The organism is Pseudomonas sp. ef1, assembly GCF_007293365.2.
GTDB classification, from domain to species: domain Bacteria; phylum Pseudomonadota; class Gammaproteobacteria; order Pseudomonadales; family Pseudomonadaceae; genus Aquipseudomonas; species Aquipseudomonas siliginis.
Genome location: NZ_CM129815.1, coordinates 6,183,467 through 6,202,059 on the forward strand (window position 1 = coordinate 6,183,467; position 18,593 = coordinate 6,202,059).

Below are 18,593 nucleotides of genomic sequence, written 5' to 3' on the forward strand. Positions count from 1 at the left end.
TCGTTCTTTTTTTGCAACCATCGCAACGCAGGGAGTCTGGCCAAATGGCCGCCAGATCAGTTCCGGTCGGGGTCTTGATCTGGATCAAGCAACGTTGAAAGAGTAGTCCCATTTTTGCCAATGAACTGCGTGGTGGTTTGCCGCGTGACAAGTTGCCTCACTCCCCTGTGGCGAGGGGATTTATCCCCGTTCGGCTGCGCAGCAGTCGTCGCTTTCAGCTTTTGGGGCCGCTGCGCGACCCAACGGGGATAAATCCCCTCACCACAGGGTTGATTGTCAGCATGAAAGATCGATGTCTGGCTAACTGAATTGTTTCTCGTAGCAACTTCCTGTTACAGACTGGTGATAATCTCGCCGTTCACTCGTCCAAGACCTGCCTTCAGATGCCCACACAAGAGCCCCTGCTGTTACGTCACCATCGTCCGTTCATGGCTTTCTGGCTGGCGCGGATTTTCACCGCCAGCGGTTTCCAGATGCTCACCGTGGCGATCGGCTGGAACCTGTATCAGCTGACTGGCAACGTGCTGGATCTGGGCCTGGTCGGTCTGGTCGAATTCGCCCCGCGCGTGCTTTTCATGCTGCACACCGGGCACGTTGCCGATCGCTATGATCGGCGCAAGGTCGCCGCGCTCTGCCAGTCGTTGCAGGCATTGATTGCCTTGGCGCTGGCCATCGGCAGCGCCACCGATCACGTCACCCGCGAGATGATTTTCATCCTCGCCTTCCTGCTCGGCGCCGCCCGTTCGTTCGAGATGCCGACGACTCAGGCGCTGCTGCCGAGCATCGTCCCCAGTGCGCTGTTCCCCCGTGCAGTTGCCGCCGCGCAATCGGCGCAGCAGTCGGCCACTATCGTCGCTCCGGCTCTTGGCGGTTTGCTCTACGCGTTCGGCAGCGTCTGGGTCTACGGCCCGACCGTGCTGCTGTACGTGATCGCCTGCACACTGATGCTCAACCTGCCGGCACGCCAGACGCCATTGAACAAAGGCAAAGCCACGCTGGACTCGTTGCTGGCGGGAATTCGCTTCATCCGCAGCCGCCCGGACATCCTCGGTGCGATCTCGCTGGACCTGTTCGCCGTGTTGCTCGGCGGCGCCACGGCGTTGCTGCCGGTGTTCGCCAAGGACATTCTGCTGACCGGCCCGTGGGGCCTTGGCCTGTTGCGCTCGGCGCCGGCGGTGGGTGCGTTGCTGATGTCACTGTTCCTGGCGCGATTTGCCGTGGAGCGCAATGTTGGCCGGGTGATGTTCACCGCCGTCGGCATCTTCGGCGTCGCCACTATCGCGTTTGGTTTGTCGACCTCGTTCTGGTTCTCGCTGGCGGTGCTGGTGGTGCTCGGCGCAGCGGACATGATCAGCATGGTCATCCGCGCCTCGTTCGTACAACTGGAAACCCCCGACGAAATGCGCGGCCGGGTCAGTGCGGTCAACGGCCTGTTCATCGGCGCATCGAACCAGTTGGGCGAATTCGAATCCGGCCTCACCGCCCACTGGTTCGGCACCGTGCCGGCGGTGGTCATGGGCGGGATCGGCACGCTGGTGGTGACCGGGACCTGGATCAAACTTTTCCCGACATTGGCGAATCGGGACCGGATGCATGTGCCGGTGGAAGAGAAGGTCTGAGTTTTTTGGAAAAACTCACCTGCTTAGCACTCATTAAGCGACAACGTGCGGTACATAGTTACCGCACCGGGTGTAATGTATCGCCTTACACTCGCCGCCATGATCAAATCCTTTCAGCACAAAGGCCTTCGTGGCTTCTATGAAACAGGTACGACTCGTGGAATTCGTGCCGACCATGCAAAACGGCTTTCGCGCATGTTGCAGTTCATGGATCGAGCGACGCTTCCCGCAGACCTGGACTTGCCCGGCTGGCGCCTGCATCCGTTGAAAGGTGAGCTGAGCGAATATTGGTCGCTCAGCGTTTCAGGCAACTGGCGAGTGATCTTTCGTTTTGTCGGTTCGGATATCGAATTGGTCGATTATCTGGACTACCACTGACAGGAGGCAGGCTCATGCCCATGCACAACCCGCCACACCCCGGTGAAACCCTGCTGCTGGATGTCTTGCCCGAGCTTGGTATCAGCGTGAGCGAATTGGCCCGGCACCTTGGCTTTGCACGCCCGCATCTTTCGCGCGTACTGCACGGACACGCGCCAATCAGCCCGGATCTGGCAGTACGACTTGAGCGTGCAGGGATCGGCAAGGCGCGCGTTTGGCTAGGCGTCCAAACCGACTACGATCTCTGGCAAGCGGAGCACCGTGAGCAACCAATGATAGAACCCCTCGCAGCCCACGGCTGACCCGTCAGGCCATCAACTCCCCCGCCACCCTCGCCCGCAACGCCTTGCCACCAAGTTGCTCGACCAGGGTCAAGGCAAACTCCAGCGCCGGTCCCGAGCCTTGGGCGGTGATGCAGTTGCCGTCGACTACCACCGGTTGATCAACAAACGTACAGCCTGATAGTTGATGGCTGGCGCCGGGCAGGCAGGTCATGCGTCGCTGGCGCAGCACGCCTGATGCTTGCAGGGCGACAGCCGGAGCTTCGCCGATGGCGGCGAACAGGCGGCCGGCACTGGCTTGATCCTTGAGCAATTGCTGCAAGGGCTGATGCGCCGCCAGATGCCGGGAACCGACGGCACCGCCCGGCAGGACAATGAGGTCAAAAGTCTGTGCCAGTACATCGACGAGCATGCCGTCGGCAGTCAGCCGGGTGCCGCGCGCACAGGTCAGCATGCGCCGGCCTTCGATGCTGGCGGCAACCACTTCGATACCGGCACGGCGCAGCACGTCGATCAGGGTCACGCTTTGCAAATCGTCGATGCCCTCGGCGAGGGCAATCAGGGCTCTGGAAGTCATGGGCGCTTTCCGCTGGATAGTCAGTCAAGCGTAGTCAGCTTTGTCCCACCCTGTTCGCAGACAGCCGTTACTTGATGTAAAGCTGGGTCGAGAGCGTGTTGCGCGGAGCGTTGATCGAGGTGTTGCTGAAGTTGAAGGTGCCTTGCTGTTTGCCGGCCAGATCGAAGGTATAGAGAGAACCGACGGTTTTGCTGCCGGGCGTGCACTCGGTGAGATTGCCATTATCGAAGGCGCACACCGGACCTCTGGTGCCGTTGACCTCGAAGCCATCCAGAGTCACGTGTGGCTGGTTCTGGCCATAGCCGACTTCCAGCACGAAGACTTTGATATTCGGCCCGCTGTGATTGCATTGGGTTTGCGGCTGGTTATCGGCAATATCTTCCAGGCCGCAGGACGGTGACTGTACTTTGATCACCTTCACCTCGGAGAGTGGCGGCGCCGATGCCGCGAACGCCGGAGCTGTCAGCAGCAGTGCTGCAATCCATCCGAAAATCCTGATCCCGCTGTTGCGCATGCCTGCCCACTCCGAAAAATCAGCGCGCAGTATGGCGCAGTTGTCGGCTGCGCAAAACTTCGCCGACGATCGACACCAACATCCGCCAAATTCCTCACGCGGCTGGTATGATGCGCGGCTTTTTCCGGCCCACGACAATTTTCCAGGCGCTTGCGACGGTCTGTGCTTTGCTGTTGAGGTCGATACATTCACGGCGCCACGCGCGCCACGGGGAGCAGACATGCTGGAAAGGCTGTTTCAACTCAAGGCACACAACACCAACGTGCGCACCGAAATTCTTGCGGGCGTCACGACTTTCCTGGCCATGGCTTACATTCTGTTCGTCAACCCGAGCATCCTCGGCGAGACCGGCATGGACAAGGGCGCGATCTTCGTCGCCACCTGTCTGGCGGCTGCAATCGGCTCGACCGTGATGGGCCTGATTGCCAACTACCCGATCGCTCTCGCTCCGGGCATGGGCCTGAACGCCTTCTTTACCTACACCGTGGTGCTGCACATGGGCCACACCTGGCAGGTGGCGCTGGGTGCGGTGTTCATTTCCGCCGTGCTGTTCTTTCTGCTGTCGATCTTCCGCATCCGTGAATGGATCATCAACGCCATTCCGCTGCCACTGCGCTCGGCGATTGCCGCCGGTATCGGCCTGTTCCTGGCACTGATCGCCCTGCACAATGCCGGCATCGTGGTCAGCAACCCGGCGACCATGGTCGGCCTCGGCGATCTGACCAAACCGGCACCGATTCTGGCCACCGTCGGCTTTGCCGTGATCGTCGCCCTCGAAGCGCTGAAAGTGCGCGGCGCGGTGCTGATCGGCATTCTGGCAGTGACCATCGCCTCGATCGTACTGAACGTCACCGAGTTCGGCGGCATCATGTCAATGCCGCCGTCGCTGGCGCCAACCTTCCTGCAACTGGACATCAAAGGCGCACTGGACATCGGTCTGGTCAGCGTGATTTTCGCCTTCCTGTTCGTCGACCTGTTCGACAACTCCGGGACCCTGATCGGCGTCGCCAAGCGCGCCGGCCTGATGGGCAAGGACGGCCACATGCCGAAAATGGGCCGCGCGCTGATCGCCGACAGTACTGCGGCCATGGCCGGCTCGCTGCTGGGTACTTCGACCACGACCAGTTACATCGAATCCGCTGCCGGCGTCAGTGCCGGTGGCCGCACGGGCCTGACCGCCATCGTCGTGGCAATCCTGTTCCTGCTGGCGCTGTTCTTCTCGCCCCTGGCGGCCAGCGTTCCGGCGTTCGCCACTGCGCCAGCGCTGCTGTTCGTCGCCGTGCTGATGACTTCCGGCCTGGCGGAAATAGACTGGGACGACATCACCGTGGCGGCGCCGGTTGTGGTTACCGCGCTGGCCATGCCGTTCACCTATTCGATCGCTAACGGCATCGCCTTCGGCTTCATCGCCTGGACCGCCATCAAGCTGCTGTCCGGCCGTGCCCGTGAGCTGAACCCGGCACTGGTGATTCTGTCGATTCTGTTTGTGATCAAGTTGGGTTGGTTCAACGCATGAGTTTCGATTCCCAAGCCTACGCCGAACAACTCGAAGCCAAGGTCACGCGCTTGCGTGATCTGCTGGCACCGTTCGACGCACCTGCGCCGACGGTGTTTGATTCGCCGTTGCAGAATTTCCGCCTGCGCGCCGAATTCCGCCTCTGGCGCGAGGGCGGCGAACGACACTACGCGATGTTCTCCCAGGACGACAAACGCACGCCGATCCTTATCGAAGAATTCCCGATTGCCAGCCTGCGCATCAACCAGTTGATGCCGCAGTTGAAGGCCGCGTGGCAAGCCAGTTCGGCGCTGAGCCACAAGCTGTTCCAGGTCGAGTTTCTGACCACGCTGGCCGGCGACGCGATGATCACCCTGTGCTATCACCGTCCGCTGGACGAGCACTGGCATGCGGCAGCCACTCAGTTGTCGGCAGATCTCGGCGTGAGCATCATCGGCCGCTCCAAAGGCAAGCGCGAAGTGCTCGGGCAGGACTATGTCGTCGAGAAACTCGAAGTCGGCGGCCGCACCTTCAGCTATCGCCAGCCCGAGGGCGCATTCACCCAGCCCAACGGCACGGTGAACCAGAAGATGCTCAATTGGGCTTACGAAGCGCTGGGCGATCGCAGCGACGATCTGCTCGAGTTGTACTGCGGCAACGGCAACTTCACCCTGCCGCTGGCGACTCGCGTGCGCAAAGTGCTCGCTACCGAAATCAGCAAGACTTCGGTCAACGCGGCCCTGAGCAACCTCAGCGAAAACGCTGTGGATAACGTTACGCTGGTGCGTTTGTCCGCCGAGGAGCTGACCGAAGCGCTCAACGAAGTGCGCCCGTTCCGCCGCCTGCACGGCATCGATCTGAAGAGCTACGAATTCGGCAGCGTCTTCGTCGACCCGCCACGCGCCGGCATGGACCCGGACACCTGCGAACTGACCCGGCGCTTCGACAACATCCTCTACATTTCCTGCAACCCGGACACCCTGGCGGCCAACATCGCCCAGTTGCATGACACCCACCGCATTACCAAGTGCGCGATGTTTGACCAGTTCCCGTGGACCCATCACATGGAATCCGGTGTGCTGCTGACCCGTCGCTAATCGCGGGTAGTGGGTACGAGAAAGCCGTCGTGATTGACGGCTTTTTTGTGGGTGCTATGGCGCGATATCAGTTTTGCGTGGACGCCCGCCTTTTTTGCCATTGGCTCGCGCTGCCGCAGATTTCGCAGCGCTGCTTTGACGCCCGTTGCGCGATGCGACGACCGACGCGGCCATCCGCATAAGCGGCGGGCTCGCTGAAATCATTCCGGCAATGGAAATATCCAGATCCTTGCCCACATGGCACAGCGCAGTGCCGGCGAAGCCGATCGTCAGGCTTGCATAATCGGCCGCTTCAAACCCCGCGAATTCGGGATACAGCTTCACCGGAAGCAACACACCGCTGCCGTCCTCGAAACGAATGACCAAAGAGGATTCTTCGAAGCTCACTGACACAGCCTGCAAACTATTGGCCTGTCGTACTTCGCCAAGTGTGATGGCGGCATCGAGCATCTCTTCCGTCAGGGGGCGATGCACCGACGGTTTTGCCTTGATGACCTTCATAATTCGATCTCAACTCCTTCCAACTTGCCGATCAAGGACAGCAGCACCTTGTCTTCATCGGGTTCATAGCGCGCCGATCCGATCCTGTAGGTCTCGTCGGTGACTGGCTTCATCACGGGCACTTCGTTTGCTTGGCAGTCCCATATCTGATTATCGAGACAAACGGTCTTCAAGCCCGACCACCAGATCCCTCGTGCTCGACGCAGGTGCGCCGGTTGTCCAAGTGACAGACACAAGCCGTTCAGCACAGCGAGCGGTGGTCGTCGGGACAGCGGCACCACATCCCACAGATCAACTTCGTTGTGCCAGAAGCTGAACCGGAAGCGGGCATTCCAGGAACCCGCATCTACATGGGCGTGCGGTGGGCAGTGTTCGTCTCTCCACATGATGCGAATCGACATTCCTTTGTAGCTGCATATCTTCATGCTAACCCATCCGTTAGGTTAATTGATTTCCAAACTCGATTTTCCTTTCGAGTCCGACGACCGGTTGCAACGTGCGAACCTGTCGGAGGTCATCCAAGGCTAGCGCGCATGGGGGGCGGGACCTGGGAAATGATCGGAAAAAACGTAAGAAAAGCTGTCGTTACGTCTTGAAATCAGGGCTCGCCTGAATTTGCCTGTGCGATCACCGAACATAAAACGCCAAGGTCATTTCTGTTCAATTGACCGATGTAACCATCTAGTACATTTTATCTCCACAGGCCGGAACTTCTCGGCCCATGCCAAAAACAATAAGTGGAGTTGCCCCCATGTCCCCTATCGTTCTGGTGCTTAACGGCCCGAACCTGAACCTGCTCGGCACCCGCGAGCCGGCGACTTATGGTCATGAAACCCTGGCCGATATTTCGGCGCTGTGTGGTCGCGCGGCTGACGAGTTCGGTCTGTCCGTGGAATTTCGCCAGACCAATCATGAAGGCGAGCTGCTCGACTGGATTCACGCCGCGCGTGGTCGTTGCGCCGGGATCGTGATTAATCCGGCGGCGTGGACGCATACGTCCGTGGCGATTCGCGATGCCTTGGTCGCCAGCGAGCTGCCAGTGATTGAAGTGCACCTGTCCAACGTCCACGCCCGTGAGCCGTTTCGTCATCATTCATTTGTTTCCGGCATTGCCACGGCGGTGATGTGCGGGTTCGGCAGCCATGGCTATCGCCTGGCGCTGGAGCATTTCAGCCAGCGGTTGCAGAGGTAAGAACCATGTCGCGTTCCAAGGTGATACTCGCCGGGCTGATCGGCGCCGGGATTCAGGCTTCACGTACGCCGGCACTGCATGAGCACGAAGGTGATGCGCAGGGCCTGCGTTATCTGTACCAGCTCATCGACCTCGATCAATTGCACCTCGACAGCACGGCTCTGCCCGACTTGCTGCAAGCGGCGGAGCGGATGAATTACACCGGGTTGAACATCACTTTCCCGTGCAAACAGGCGGTCATCCCGCTGCTCGACGAGTTGTCGCCGGAAGCCCGTGGCATCGGCGCGGTGAACACGGTGGTATTGAAGGACGGCAAGCGTGTCGGCCACAACACCGATTGCCTCGGTTTCGCCGAGGGTTTTCGCCGGGGTCTGACGGACGCTGCCCGTGAACGTGTAGTCCAGATGGGCGCCGGTGGGGCTGGCGCGGCAGTGGCCCACGCGCTGCTCAGCGAAGGCGTACGGCAATTGACGATTTTTGATGTCGACCGCGAGCGTGCCGAGAGCCTGGCAAACAATCTGAATCAACATTTCGGCCCCAGTCGCGCACAGGCCGGAGCGGATTTGCCCAGGGCGCTGGCGCAGGCCGATGGTCTGGTCAACACCACGCCGATGGGCATGGCCAAGCTGCCAGGTTCACCGGTGCCGGCCGGGTTGCTGCGCAAGGAAATGTGGGTCGCGGAGATTGTGTATTTCCCGCTGGAAACCGAACTGCTGCGCGACGCCCGCGCCTTGGGTTGCCGCACCCTGGATGGCGGCAACATGGCGGTGTTTCAGGCGGTGAAGGCGTTTGAACTGTTCAGCGGCGTGGTGCCGGATGCGCAGCGCATGCTTGAGCATTTTCAGAGCATGAATGGCTGAACAACAGGGTAACTCTTGTGGGAGCGAGCCTGCTCGCGAAGGCGTCGATTCAGTCAACGAACAGGGCGACTGACACACCGCTTTCGCGAGCAGGCTCGCTCCCACAGGGGAGATCGAGTCAGGCCTTCAGGTAGCGCAACACCGATTCGCAGATCATCTCGCGGTGGCGCTGCTTGATGGTTTCGTCCGGCAGGTCGATCTGGAAGATTTCTCCCAGCGTGTGGCGGTTCGACACGCGATAGAAGCAGAACGAACTGATCAGCAGGTGCACGTCCAGCGCATCGATGCCACGCCGGAACAGACCTTCGTCCGCGCCTCGTTGCAGAATCCCGCCCAAGGTGTCGAGGATCGTGTTGTTCAGCGCCTTGATCGCATCGGAACGCTTTACGTACTCGGCGTTGTGGATGTTTTCGATGCTGACGATGCGCACGAAATCGACGTTGTGGTCATGGTGATCGAAGGTGAATTCCACCAACCGACGGATCGCCAGCTCGGGCGGCAGCTCGTCCAGGTGCAGGCGGTTTTCCGTGCTGCGAATATCGCCGTAAAGCTTCTCCAGCACCTCGACGTACAACTGCTCCTTGCTGCCGAAGTAGTAATAGATCATGCGCTTGGAGGTGTGGATGCGCTCGGCGATCGCGTCGACGCGGGCGCCGGACAAGCCCTGCTGGACGAACTCGACGATCGCCTCCTGCAGAATGTTTTCGCGGGTCTTTTCCGGATTGTTCTTGCGACTCTTGCGCGGCACTGCGTCGGACTCGACAGCAGCGGCGGAAAGTTCTGAATTCATGGTCATCGCGGGCTCACGGCCATCACTGCACAAGCTGGCGATTATGGGCCGCGCGGGACAGTGAAGGAAGCCGCGCAGCCGGTGTTTAATCCCGCGTTTACGAATTCCCTACAACTTCGCCTGACGCACCGCACCGCTGCGGGATTTGGCCATCGCCGCCAGCCGCACCGCAACGTTGGCCGCGCCGTAGCCGGCATAGCCATTCTTGCGCTGGATGATCTCGAAGAAGAAACGCCCCTCGAACGGCTCGGTGTAGACGTGAAACAACTCGCCGCCCTGGGCGTCACGGTCGTAGAGCACGTTGTAATAGGCCAGCTCGCTGAGAAACTCATCGTCGAAATCGAAACGCGCGGCGAGGTCGTCGTAATAGTTCAGCGGGATGTCCAGCAGCGGCACACCGGCCTCCTTGGCGCGACTGACCTGGGCGAAGATGTCGTCACAATCGAAAGCGATGTGATGCACACCGGAGCCGCGATAACTCGACAGCGCATGCGAAATGGCGGTGTTGCGGTTCTCGGAAATGTTCAGCGGCAGCCGGATCGAACTGTCGCGGCTGCGCAGGGCGCGGCTCTTCACCAGACCGTACGGATCGGGCAGCACCACTTCATCGTCGGCTTCGAAATCCAGCAGGCTTTTGTAAAACAGCACCCAACTGTCGAGGCTGTCCGCCGGCAGTGCCATGGCCATGTGATCGATACGCTTGAGGCCGCCGCCGGTCTGCGCGTCCGGCAACAGATTGAAATCGGTGCCGTACACGTCGGCGTCCTCATCGACCAGATAAATCAGGCTGCCGTCCGGTGCGCGCACCGCCGCCAGCTCCAGTTCATTCGGCCCGACCAGCCCGCGATAGGGCTGCCCCTTGTAAGCGACCGCGCGGGCCAGCGCACTGGCGCTGTCCTTGACCCGCACGGCCGTGGCGCACAGTGACGGGCCGTGGGCTTCGAAAAAGCTGTGGGCGAAGGAATACGGCTCGGAGTTGAGGATCAGGTTGATATCGCCCTGACGCAGCAGGCTGACACTCTTGGAGCGATGCTGCCCGGCCTTGGCGAAACCGAGGCGTTGCAGCCAGTGACTGAGCTTAGCGCCCAGCGCTTCATCGACGGCAAATTCGAGAAATTCCACGCCGTTATATTCGCTGGCCGGCGGCGTTTCGAAAAGGATTTCACAGTTGGTTACTGGCGGCGCTTCCTGCTCGAGACGCTGACGGGTCTTCTCTTCCAGATACAGCAACGAGCGCAAACCGTCGGCGGCGTTGGCCCGTGGAGGCGCGGCGCGGAAGCCGTCGTTGAAAATTTCCAGCGACAGCGGCCCGCTATAGCCACTCTTGATGATCGGCGCGAGGAAACCCGGCAGATCGAATTCGCCCTGCCCCGGGAAACAGCGGAAATGCCGACTCCACTCCAGCACATCCATGGCCAGGATCGGTGCGTCGGCCATTTGCACGAAGAAGATCTTGTCGCCGGGAATGTCGGCGATCGCGCTGGGATCGCCCTTCAGCGACAGGGTATGGAAGCTGTCGAGCAGCACGCCGAGGCTCGGGTGATCGGCCTTGCGGACGATGTCCCAGACCTGTTGATAAGTATTGACGTGACGGCCCCACGCCAGCGCTTCGTAACCGATGCGCAAGCCACGGGCGCCGGCGCGTTCAGCCAGCAGGCGCAAATCATCGACGAGGATTTGTTGATCGCCGACACTGTCCGGCGAGGCGTTGCTGCAGACCAGCACCAGGTCGGTGCCGAGCTCCTGCATCAGATCGAATTTGCGCTCGGCACGCTCAAGGTTGCGCGCCAGGCGATCGCGGCGGCAGCCTTCGAAGTCACGGAACGGCTGAAACAGGGTGATGGCGATCCCCAGATCGGCGCACATCTGTTTAATTTCCCGGGGGCTGCCGTCGTAGTACAGGAGGTCGTTTTCGAAAATCTCCACGCCGTCGAACCCGGCGGCGGCAATGGCTTCGAGTTTTTCCGGCAGGGTGCCGCTCAAGGAAACGGTGGCAATGGAACGCTGCATGTTTCAACTCCCGGACTGCGCCGCTTTATCTTTACTGTAGGAGCTGCCGAAGGCTGCGATCGTTTGATCTTGATTACCAAAACAGCAAAATCAAAAGATCACAACCTTCGGCAGCTCCTACCGGGGAATGGGTTTTTATAGTGAGGGAAATTATTGGCTGCATCCCTGCGCGCAGCAATTTAAAGTGTACTACCCGGTTAGTTTTGCGTGCGATTATCGAACACTAAGGCGATTTGGCGAATTGACGATTTTTTGTTCACTGCCCAACATCGGTTGCACATCGAGTCCGGCCACTAACCACCGGGCAAGGTGTTCGACAGAAAAGAACACCAAATAACAAATCCAAAAACGGGTGGAACACATGATTCCTTCACAGACTTCCCGCATGGCTCCGGCCATGAGCACTGCCACGGGTGGCATTGGCGACAAGATCCGCGGCGCCATGGCCGTCGGCAAGACCCGCTGGGGCATGCTGGCGCTGGTGTTTTTTGCCACCACCCTCAACTACATCGACCGCGCCGCCCTCGGCGTCATGCAGCCGATCCTCGCCAAGGAAATGAGCTGGACGGCGATGGACTACGCCAACATCAACTTCTGGTTTCAGGTCGGCTACGCGATCGGGTTTGTCCTGCAGGGACGCCTGATCGACCGGGTCGGCGTCAAGCGCGTGTTCTTCTGCGCCGTACTGCTCTGGAGCCTGGCCACCGGTGCCCATGGCCTGGCGACCTCCGCAGTCGGCTTCATGGTCTGCCGCTTCATCCTCGGCCTGACGGAAGCGGCCAACTACCCGGCCTGTGTGAAAACCACGCGCCTGTGGTTCCCGGCCGGTGAACGCGCTGTCGCTACCGGCATCTTCAACGCCGGCACCAACGTCGGCGCGATGTTCACGCCGATGCTGCTGCCACTGGTCCTGCATGTGTGGGGCTGGCAAGCGGCGTTCCTGTGCATGGCGGCACTCGGCGGCATCTGGCTGTTGTTCTGGGGCTTGAAGTATTTCAATCCGGAAGATCACCCGACGGTTAAACAGTCGGAACTCGATTACATCCAGCAGCAAGTCGAACCGGAACAGGCCCGCGTGCCGTTCAGCAAGATCCTGCGCATGCGCGGCACCTGGGCCTTCGCCCTCGCCTACTCGCTGACCGCGCCGGTGTTCTGGTTCTATCTGTACTGGCTGCCGCCGTTTCTCAATCAGCAATACAACCTCGGCATCAACGTGACGCAGATGGGTATTCCGCTGATCATCATCTACGTCACGGCTGACTTCGGCAGTGTCGGCGGCGGGATTCTGTCCTCGTTCCTGATCGGTCGCGGGATGAACTCGATCAAGGCGCGGCTGCTGTCGATGTTGCTATTTGCCTGCTGCATCATCGGCGTGGTCATGGCCGCCGGCTCGGCGAATCTGTGGGTGGCGGTGGCGGCGATCTCGCTGGCGATCGGCGCGCATCAGGCCTGGACTGCGAACATCTGGAGCCTGGTGATGGACTACACGCCCAAGCACATGATGAGCACGGTGTTCGGCTTCGGCGGCATGTGCGCGGCGATCGGCGGGATGTTCATGACCCAGATCGTCGGCCACATTCTCACCGTTACCAACAACAACTACACGGTGCTGTTCACGCTGATTCCGGCGATGTACTTCCTCGCACTGACGTGGATGTATTTCATGGCACCGCGCAAGATTCCGACCGTCGAATAACCCGCTAAATCGCCCCTGTAGGAGCTGCGGAACGCTGCGATCTTTTGATCTTGCTGTTTAAGATCAAAAGATCGCAGCCTCGTTTCACTCGTCAGCTCCTACAAGGGATCTTGCTCCTCCTTAGCGCCGGCTCTGCTGCCACGCTGCCGCCAATCCGCTGCAACAGATCACCGCGATACCAATCACCGTCAACCCGCTCGGTGTGTGATTGAACAGCAGCCAGCCCAACAACCCGGCAAAGACGATCTGGCAATAGCCGAACGGCGCCAGCAATGCCGGCGCGGCGTGACGGAAGGCCTGGGTCAGAAACAAGTGCGCAGTCATTCCGCAACTGCCCAGCGCCAGCATTAGCGCGGCATGAGGCAACGTCGGCACTTGCCAGAAGAACGGCACCAGCGCGCTCATCACCAGGGTATTGCACAGCCCGGCGAAGAAGTTGCTGGTGGTCGGGCTGTCCACTTCGGCGAGCTTGCGCGTCAGCAATTGGTAGAAGCAGAAGAACAGCGCCGAGCAGAACGGCAGCAGGATCGCCGGGGTGAACAGTTCGCCGCCCGGGTGGACGATGATCAGCACGCCGATGAAGCCGCAGATCACCGCGATCCACTGTCCGCGCGTCACTCGTTCCTTGAGCAGCGGCACCGATAACGCCGTCACCAGTACCGGCGCGAGAAAGTTGACCGCCGTGGCTTCCGCCAGCGGGATGTACAGCAGCGCAGTGGTGAAAAACAGGCTGGTGCCGAGCAGGCACAGGGCACGGGCGAGCTGCCATAACGGTTTTTTCGTACGCAGAACGCGCAAACCGGACTGCGGCAGGAAAATCCCCGCCATCAACAAGGTGTGCACCACATAGCGCGCCCACACCACCATCACGATCGGATAAAAACCGGAGAGGTATTTCGACAAGGCGTCGTGGCTGGAAAACAGGAACGTCGCCACGACAATCAGCAGGATCCCCTTGAAGGGTTGGTTGACACCGGAGAGCGGGGTGCTGACGGTCATTGGCAATCTCTGAAAAAATACCCGGGCGAGCGTTCGCGCTGGCGGCAATCGTTGTGGCAATCATAGTCGGCCGAGCTTTCAGCAACCGCACAGGTTGCACTCTTCTTCGCCGGGAAACCGCCGCCAGGCAAAACCTTGAGGCAAGATTCCCGCCACTTCGGCGCCCGGCCAGTGTGCAACATCACAGACTGCCGTCGAAACGGCGGGTTCATGAATCGGCAGAAGAAATCCCACTCGGGATTGAATTCACGGCCCGCTCGACCGTCAATACCAGGCCCGCACCATGTGGGCGCGTGTGCATGGACGGACGACCGGACTGGCGCCACACTCACACAGCGGCAACACTCATCACCAGCAGATTCATCACCGGCAATAAAAGAGGATTCCCACATGCTATGGAAAAAAGGCCGACGCAGTGACAACGTCGTCGACGCCCGGGGTGATGACGCAGGCGGTGGCGGCGGCATGCGCTTCGGTGGCGGCAAGGGCCTGAGCCTGACGGCCATCGTGCTGATTGTCGGCATCGGCTGGCTCACCGGCCAGGACCCGATGCAGATCCTCGGCCAGTTGACCGGCCAGATGGACCAACCGGCGCCCTCCTCGCAAACCCGTCAGGCGCCACCGGCCAATGATGAACAGGCCGAATTCGTCCGTTCGATCCTTGGCGACACCGAAGACACCTGGGGTCCGATCTTCCAGCAGGCCGGACGCCAATACAAAGACCCGACACTGGTGCTGTTCAGCAATCGAGTGAACTCCGCGTGCGGCATGGCCACTTCTGCCACCGGCCCGTTCTATTGCCCGGCAGACCAGAAGGTCTATCTGGACATGGCGTTCTTTCAGGAAATGTCGCAGCGCTTCAAAGCCGCCGGCGATTTCGCTCAGGCTTACGTGATTGCGCACGAAGTCGGACACCATGTGCAGACGCTGCTGGGCGTCTCGGCGAAGATGCAGGCGGCGCGTCAGCAAGGCCGGCAGATGGAAGGCGACGGCGGCTTGCTGGTTCGCCAGGAATTGCAGGCCGACTGTCTTGCCGGCGTCTGGGCGTATAACGCGCAGAAACGCCTGAACTGGCTGGAACCCGGCGACATCGAAGAAGCCTTGAACGCCGCCAACGCCATCGGCGATGATCGCTTGCAGCAACAGGGCCAGGGCCGTGTGGTCCCGGACTCGTTTACCCACGGTACGTCAGCGCAAAGGGTGCGCTGGTTCAAAACCGGATTCGCGCAAGGCCAGGTAAGCCAGTGCGACACCTTCGCGGCGAAAACCCTGTAAATGCATAAATGGCTTGTGGCGTTACTGTTCATCGCCGGCACCGCGCAAGCGGCCGGCGTCGACGCGATCAGCGCCGGTCGCCTGCAACTCAAGGCCGGGGAAATGGCAGTGGGCATCGGCCCGGCACCTGAGAAGATCGAGCGGGTGCTGATCGTCATTCACGGTCGCCTGCGCAACGCCGAGACCTACCGCAAAAGCGCGGAAAGCGCCGCCGAACTCGCCGGGCAGACCGCGCACACGCTGGTGATCGCCCCGCAGTTTCTCAATGAAAGCGACGTCACCCTGTATTCCTTGCCGCCGACGGTGCTGCGCTGGCAGGGCAACGAGTGGATGGGCGGCGGCTTGTCCACCGGGCCGAATCCGCTGAGTTCCTACGCGGCGCTGGACGAAATCGTCGCGCGGCTCAGCGACCGCAAACAGTTTCCGGACGTGAAGCAGATCGTGATCTTCGGCCACTCCGGCGGTGGTCAGGTGGTGCAGCGTTACGCCCTGCTGGCCAAGGATCAGCCGGCGCTCAAGGCCAACGGTATTCGCTTGCGCTATGTGGTTGCCAATCCCTCTTCTTACGCGTACTTCAACGAGCAGCGGCCAGTGGCGTTCGACCACGCACAATGCCCGGGCTTCAATCGCTGGAAGTACGGCCTGGCGGACATGCCGGTGTATGCCAGCGGGCAAACGCCGTTGCAGGTCGAGAGCGCTTACGTCAAACGCGAGGTGATTTATCTGCTCGGGCAGCAGGACGTCGACCCGGAACACCCGGCGCTGGACAAGAGCTGCGCAGCCGAGGCGCAAGGGGCTTACCGCTTGATGCGCGGGAAGCTGTATTTCGGCTATTTGCTGCGCCGCCATCCTGAGGGGGTCAATCAGCGGCTGGTGGAGGTGCCTGGGGTCGGGCATGACGGGGATGGCATGCTGACGTCGGCGGAGGGGCAGAAGGCGTTGTTTGATCAGTGAGTTTTTTGCTGAATCCACCGGCTCCTTCGCGAGCAGGCTCGCTCCCACATTTGGAATAAATGCCACAGTTGGAACGCATTCCCCTGTAGGAGCGAGCCTGCTCGCGAAGGCGTCCGATCAGACAACAACGATCTCAGGCCTGCAGCATCCGCCGCAACTCAACACAATCCCTTGCATGCCAATCCGTCAACTCCGGCCACGGGTTATCCGGCAGATTCACCAGCACCGTCCGCGCCCCCGCTGCTCGGCCGCAATCGAGATCAAAGCGATAATCACCAACCATCACCATGTCACTGGCCGGCACTTGCCAGGCATCGGCCAGTTTCAGCAAACCGCCCGGATGCGGCTTTGGCGGTGCTTCGTCGCGACCCAGCACATCCTCGACCGCGAAGCAGTCGGCCAGGCCGATTGCCTCCAGCGTGACATGCGCCAGCTCCCGCGCATTGCGCGTGAGGATGCCGAGGCGATAACCCCGCGCATGCAGGTCGCGCACCAGCTCAACCGCGCCGGTGGCCGGGGTCGAGCCCAGCGCCAGATCGCGTTCATGCTCGAGCAACCAGGCATGCTTGGCCGCCGCTTCATCCGCCGGCAACGCGGCGAGGTGGGTGAGGATGTCGTCCTCGGGCGGAATCGCCAGTGCCACACGAATCGCCGCGAAATCATGCACGGCTACAGTCAGCGTGCCGTCCATGTCGAATACCCAATGGCGAACCGCGGTCAGGCTCATGCCCAGTCCTTGCGATGGCGGATCAGACCTTCCTGAGTCACCGAAGCGACCAGTTGCCCGGCGCGGTTGAACACGCTGCCACGGGAAAAACCACGGGAGTTGCCGGCCCACGGGCTGTCCATCGCGTAGAGCAACCAGTCATCGGCGCGCAGATCATTGTGGAACCACAGCGCGTGATCGAGGCTGGCGACCTGCATGTCTTTCTGCCAGACCGACTTGCCGTGGGGCAGCATCGAAGTGGTCAGCAGGCCGAAGTCCGAGGCGTACGCCAGCAGGTATTTGTGCAGCGCCGGGATGTCGGCCAAGGCGCCGTCGGCGCGGAACCACACGTACTTCAGCGGATCAGCCGGTTGCGGGTTGTACGGGTCTTTTTCGGTAACCGGGCGTACTTCGATCGGTTTCGGGCACAGCAGTTTTTCACGCATGTGCTCGGGAATCAGGTGCGCTCGCTGCTGGATCAGTTCCAGTTCCGAGGGCAGGTTTTCCGGACCAACCACCGCCGGCATCTGGCCCTGATGCTCGAAGCCTTTTTCGTCGTACTGGAACGAAGCGCTGCACGTGAAGATCGGGTGGCCCTTCTGAATCGCCGTCACGCGGCGGGTGCTGAAGCTGCCGCCATCACGCACGCGATCAACCGAATAGACCACCGGCAACTTGGCATCGCCCGGGCGCAGGAAATAACCGTGCAGCGAGTGCACATGACGCGCCTCTTCCACCGTCTGACTGGCCGCCGACAGCGACTGGCCGAGCACCTGACCACCGAACAACTGGCGGAACCCCAGATCCTGACTACGACCACGGAACAGGTTTTCTTCGATCGGTTCCAGGGTCAGCAGATCGACCAGATCTTCCAGCACTTGGCTCATTCAGACTCTCCTCACACAAAGCAATGGCCGCGCAGTCTTGGCTGCGGCGGACGATTCAGGTTCTGGCACGGGCCAAATACGATGGCGGCCATTGTAAACGTCCGTGTCGGCTTATTCATGCAAGGTTTGCAGCCATTGTTCGCGGCTGATGCGATACAGAACATGACGGCGCAACGGGTGATCGAGCGCAAGCTTGGGGTGATCGAAATCATCCTGCGGATCGTGATGCATGCCGATCGCCTGCATGACCTTCTCCGACTGCGCATTCTGCCCGGCGGTAAACGAGATGATTTCCTCCAGTTTCAACTGGTCGAAACCGGCGCGAAGTGCGGTCCACGCCGCTTCGCTGGCGTAGCCCAGGCCCCAGTGTTCCTTGGCCAGACGCCAGCCGATCTCCACCGCCGGCGTGAAAGGCGCATCGAAGCCGACCACGCCCAACCCGGTGAAACCGATGAACTCGCCCGTGTCCTTGCGCTCCAGCGCCCACAGGCCGAAGCCATGCTCGGCAAAATGCCCGCGCACGCGGCCGATCAACGCGGCGCTTTCGAGCCGGGTCAACGGCGTCGGAAAGTAGCGCATCACCTGCGGATCGGCGCACATCGCGGCGAATGCCGGCAAATCCTCGTCCTGCCACTGACGCATCAACAACCGCGCGCTTTGCAGCTCCAGTATCGGCTCCATCGTCCCCTCCATTTCCATGCCGTTGAGTCTACATCGCTGGTAGGATCGTTCATTCTTTCCCTGGTTCTGCGCGAAACAAGC

The 18,593-nt window shown here is 60.8% G+C and carries 20 protein-coding genes; 10 read left to right on the forward strand and 10 right to left on the reverse strand.

From position 1 onward, the window contains the following. Positions 1-383 precede the first annotated feature (383 nt). From FEE99_RS28295 to FEE99_RS28305, 3 genes are all read left to right on the forward strand, one after another. Positions 384-1,619, forward strand: coding sequence for an MFS transporter (locus FEE99_RS28295; protein WP_041477767.1), 1,236 nt, complete (start codon positions 384-386; stop codon positions 1,617-1,619). A gap of 99 nt (positions 1,620-1,718) precedes the next feature. After that, positions 1,719-1,997 (forward strand): type II toxin-antitoxin system RelE/ParE family toxin, encoded by a 279-nt coding sequence (locus tag FEE99_RS28300; RefSeq protein WP_041477766.1) that lies wholly within the window; start codon positions 1,719-1,721, stop codon positions 1,995-1,997. Positions 1,998-2,011: 14 nt separating this feature from the next. Then, entirely contained in the window at positions 2,012-2,299 is a 288-nt protein-coding gene (locus FEE99_RS28305; RefSeq protein ID WP_016773085.1) for a HigA family addiction module antitoxin, read from the forward strand. A 4-nt stretch (positions 2,300-2,303) separates the two neighbouring features. Here the strand turns inward: FEE99_RS28305 and FEE99_RS28310 are convergent, their stop codons facing one another. After that, entirely contained in the window at positions 2,304-2,855 is a 552-nt protein-coding gene (locus FEE99_RS28310; protein WP_041477765.1) for a DJ-1 family glyoxalase III, read from the reverse strand. Positions 2,856-2,922: 67 nt separating this feature from the next. After that, a complete protein-coding gene (locus FEE99_RS28315) occupies positions 2,923-3,369 on the reverse strand; it encodes a DUF4879 domain-containing protein (protein ID WP_041477764.1) in 447 nt (148 codons plus the stop codon). A 220-nt stretch (positions 3,370-3,589) separates the two neighbouring features. Here FEE99_RS28315 and FEE99_RS28320 point away from each other — a divergent pair, with 220 nt between their 5' ends. After that, positions 3,590-4,885, forward strand: a complete 1,296-nt coding sequence (locus FEE99_RS28320; RefSeq protein WP_016773083.1) for an NCS2 family permease — start codon at positions 3,590-3,592, stop codon at positions 4,883-4,885. Next, positions 4,882-5,961 (forward strand): tRNA (uridine(54)-C5)-methyltransferase TrmA, encoded by a 1,080-nt coding sequence (gene trmA / locus FEE99_RS28325; RefSeq protein WP_041477763.1) that lies wholly within the window; start codon positions 4,882-4,884, stop codon positions 5,959-5,961. The genes FEE99_RS28320 and trmA overlap by 4 nt, the downstream gene beginning before the upstream one ends. A gap of 54 nt (positions 5,962-6,015) precedes the next feature. Here trmA and FEE99_RS28330 read toward each other — a convergent pair whose 3' ends face one another. Together FEE99_RS28330 and FEE99_RS28335 are read right to left on the reverse strand one after the other, a co-directional pair. Further along, positions 6,016-6,462, reverse strand: a complete 447-nt coding sequence (locus FEE99_RS28330; protein WP_041477762.1) for a DUF2442 domain-containing protein — start codon at positions 6,460-6,462, stop codon at positions 6,016-6,018. Continuing rightward, entirely contained in the window at positions 6,459-6,887 is a 429-nt protein-coding gene (locus FEE99_RS28335; protein ID WP_041477761.1) for a hypothetical protein, read from the reverse strand. The genes FEE99_RS28330 and FEE99_RS28335 overlap by 4 nt, the downstream gene beginning before the upstream one ends. A 326-nt stretch (positions 6,888-7,213) precedes the next feature. On the opposite strand from FEE99_RS28335, the gene aroQ reads away from it, so the two are divergent. After that, a complete protein-coding gene (aroQ, locus tag FEE99_RS28340) occupies positions 7,214-7,654 on the forward strand; it encodes a type II 3-dehydroquinate dehydratase (RefSeq protein ID WP_041477760.1) in 441 nt (146 codons plus the stop codon). 5 nt (positions 7,655-7,659) lie between these two features. Further along, positions 7,660-8,514 carry a shikimate dehydrogenase gene (locus tag FEE99_RS28345; protein ID WP_041477759.1) on the forward strand — a complete coding sequence of 285 codons (855 nt, stop codon included), beginning with the start codon at positions 7,660-7,662 and terminating at the stop codon, positions 8,512-8,514. Between the two features lie 118 nt (positions 8,515-8,632). Here FEE99_RS28345 and FEE99_RS28350 read toward each other — a convergent pair whose 3' ends face one another. Next, entirely contained in the window at positions 8,633-9,310 is a 678-nt protein-coding gene (locus FEE99_RS28350) for a TetR/AcrR family transcriptional regulator (RefSeq protein WP_016773079.1), read from the reverse strand. Between the two features lie 102 nt (positions 9,311-9,412). After that, positions 9,413-11,314 (reverse strand): 3-dehydroshikimate dehydratase QuiC, encoded by a 1,902-nt coding sequence (gene quiC / locus FEE99_RS28355; RefSeq protein ID WP_041477758.1) that lies wholly within the window; start codon positions 11,312-11,314, stop codon positions 9,413-9,415. A 361-nt stretch (positions 11,315-11,675) separates the two neighbouring features. On the opposite strand from quiC, the gene FEE99_RS28360 reads away from it, so the two are divergent. Further along, complete coding sequence (locus FEE99_RS28360) at positions 11,676-13,010, forward strand: MFS transporter (protein ID WP_041477757.1); 1,335 nt, start codon at positions 11,676-11,678, stop codon at positions 13,008-13,010. A 120-nt stretch (positions 13,011-13,130) separates the two neighbouring features. Here the strand turns inward: FEE99_RS28360 and FEE99_RS28365 are convergent, their stop codons facing one another. Continuing rightward, positions 13,131-14,009, reverse strand: a complete 879-nt coding sequence (locus FEE99_RS28365; protein ID WP_041477756.1) for a DMT family transporter — start codon at positions 14,007-14,009, stop codon at positions 13,131-13,133. A gap of 390 nt (positions 14,010-14,399) precedes the next feature. Here FEE99_RS28365 and ypfJ point away from each other — a divergent pair, with 390 nt between their 5' ends. Together ypfJ and FEE99_RS28375 are read left to right on the forward strand one after the other, a co-directional pair. Next, the gene (gene ypfJ / locus FEE99_RS28370; protein WP_041477755.1) at positions 14,400-15,284 is read left to right on the forward strand and encodes a KPN_02809 family neutral zinc metallopeptidase; all 885 of its coding nucleotides are present in this window, start codon (positions 14,400-14,402) and stop codon (positions 15,282-15,284) included. Then, positions 15,285-16,238, forward strand: a complete 954-nt coding sequence (locus FEE99_RS28375) for an alpha/beta fold hydrolase (RefSeq protein WP_041477754.1) — start codon at positions 15,285-15,287, stop codon at positions 16,236-16,238. 133 nt (positions 16,239-16,371) lie between these two features. Here the strand turns inward: FEE99_RS28375 and FEE99_RS28380 are convergent, their stop codons facing one another. The 3 genes from FEE99_RS28380 to FEE99_RS28390 form a co-directional block, all read right to left on the reverse strand. Next, on the reverse strand, positions 16,372-16,965 hold the full coding sequence (locus FEE99_RS28380) for an HAD family hydrolase (RefSeq protein WP_041477753.1): 594 nt from the start codon (positions 16,963-16,965) through the stop codon (positions 16,372-16,374). After that, positions 16,962-17,831, reverse strand: coding sequence for an acyl-CoA thioesterase II (gene tesB, locus FEE99_RS28385; RefSeq protein WP_041477751.1), 870 nt, complete (start codon positions 17,829-17,831; stop codon positions 16,962-16,964). The genes FEE99_RS28380 and tesB overlap by 4 nt, the downstream gene beginning before the upstream one ends. 111 nt (positions 17,832-17,942) lie before the next feature. Then, on the reverse strand, positions 17,943-18,512 hold the full coding sequence (locus FEE99_RS28390) for a GNAT family N-acetyltransferase (RefSeq protein ID WP_041477750.1): 570 nt from the start codon (positions 18,510-18,512) through the stop codon (positions 17,943-17,945). Positions 18,513-18,593: the final 81 nt, after the last annotated feature.

What these genes read in the sequence shown, in the direction of transcription:
- FEE99_RS28295 (WP_041477767.1), top strand. Translation starts at nt 384, where the DNA reads ATGCCCACACAAGAGCCCCTGCTGTTACGTCACCATCGTCCGTTCATG.
- FEE99_RS28300 (WP_041477766.1), top strand. Translation starts at nt 1,719, where the DNA reads ATGATCAAATCCTTTCAGCACAAAGGCCTTCGTGGCTTCTATGAAACA.
- FEE99_RS28305 (WP_016773085.1), top strand. Translation starts at nt 2,012, where the DNA reads ATGCCCATGCACAACCCGCCACACCCCGGTGAAACCCTGCTGCTGGAT.
- FEE99_RS28310 (WP_041477765.1), bottom strand. Translation starts at nt 2,855, where the DNA reads ATGACTTCCAGAGCCCTGATTGCCCTCGCCGAGGGCATCGACGATTTG.
- FEE99_RS28315 (WP_041477764.1), bottom strand. Translation starts at nt 3,369, where the DNA reads ATGCGCAACAGCGGGATCAGGATTTTCGGATGGATTGCAGCACTGCTG.
- FEE99_RS28320 (WP_016773083.1), top strand. Translation starts at nt 3,590, where the DNA reads ATGCTGGAAAGGCTGTTTCAACTCAAGGCACACAACACCAACGTGCGC.
- trmA (WP_041477763.1), top strand. Translation starts at nt 4,882, where the DNA reads ATGAGTTTCGATTCCCAAGCCTACGCCGAACAACTCGAAGCCAAGGTC.
- FEE99_RS28330 (WP_041477762.1), bottom strand. Translation starts at nt 6,462, where the DNA reads ATGAAGGTCATCAAGGCAAAACCGTCGGTGCATCGCCCCCTGACGGAA.
- FEE99_RS28335 (WP_041477761.1), bottom strand. Translation starts at nt 6,887, where the DNA reads ATGAAGATATGCAGCTACAAAGGAATGTCGATTCGCATCATGTGGAGA.
- aroQ (WP_041477760.1), top strand. Translation starts at nt 7,214, where the DNA reads ATGTCCCCTATCGTTCTGGTGCTTAACGGCCCGAACCTGAACCTGCTC.
- FEE99_RS28345 (WP_041477759.1), top strand. Translation starts at nt 7,660, where the DNA reads ATGTCGCGTTCCAAGGTGATACTCGCCGGGCTGATCGGCGCCGGGATT.
- FEE99_RS28350 (WP_016773079.1), bottom strand. Translation starts at nt 9,310, where the DNA reads ATGACCATGAATTCAGAACTTTCCGCCGCTGCTGTCGAGTCCGACGCA.
- quiC (WP_041477758.1), bottom strand. Translation starts at nt 11,314, where the DNA reads ATGCAGCGTTCCATTGCCACCGTTTCCTTGAGCGGCACCCTGCCGGAA.
- FEE99_RS28360 (WP_041477757.1), top strand. Translation starts at nt 11,676, where the DNA reads ATGATTCCTTCACAGACTTCCCGCATGGCTCCGGCCATGAGCACTGCC.
- FEE99_RS28365 (WP_041477756.1), bottom strand. Translation starts at nt 14,009, where the DNA reads ATGACCGTCAGCACCCCGCTCTCCGGTGTCAACCAACCCTTCAAGGGG.
- ypfJ (WP_041477755.1), top strand. Translation starts at nt 14,400, where the DNA reads ATGCTATGGAAAAAAGGCCGACGCAGTGACAACGTCGTCGACGCCCGG.
- FEE99_RS28375 (WP_041477754.1), top strand. Translation starts at nt 15,285, where the DNA reads ATGCATAAATGGCTTGTGGCGTTACTGTTCATCGCCGGCACCGCGCAA.
- FEE99_RS28380 (WP_041477753.1), bottom strand. Translation starts at nt 16,965, where the DNA reads ATGAGCCTGACCGCGGTTCGCCATTGGGTATTCGACATGGACGGCACG.
- tesB (WP_041477751.1), bottom strand. Translation starts at nt 17,831, where the DNA reads ATGAGCCAAGTGCTGGAAGATCTGGTCGATCTGCTGACCCTGGAACCG.
- FEE99_RS28390 (WP_041477750.1), bottom strand. Translation starts at nt 18,512, where the DNA reads ATGGAGCCGATACTGGAGCTGCAAAGCGCGCGGTTGTTGATGCGTCAG.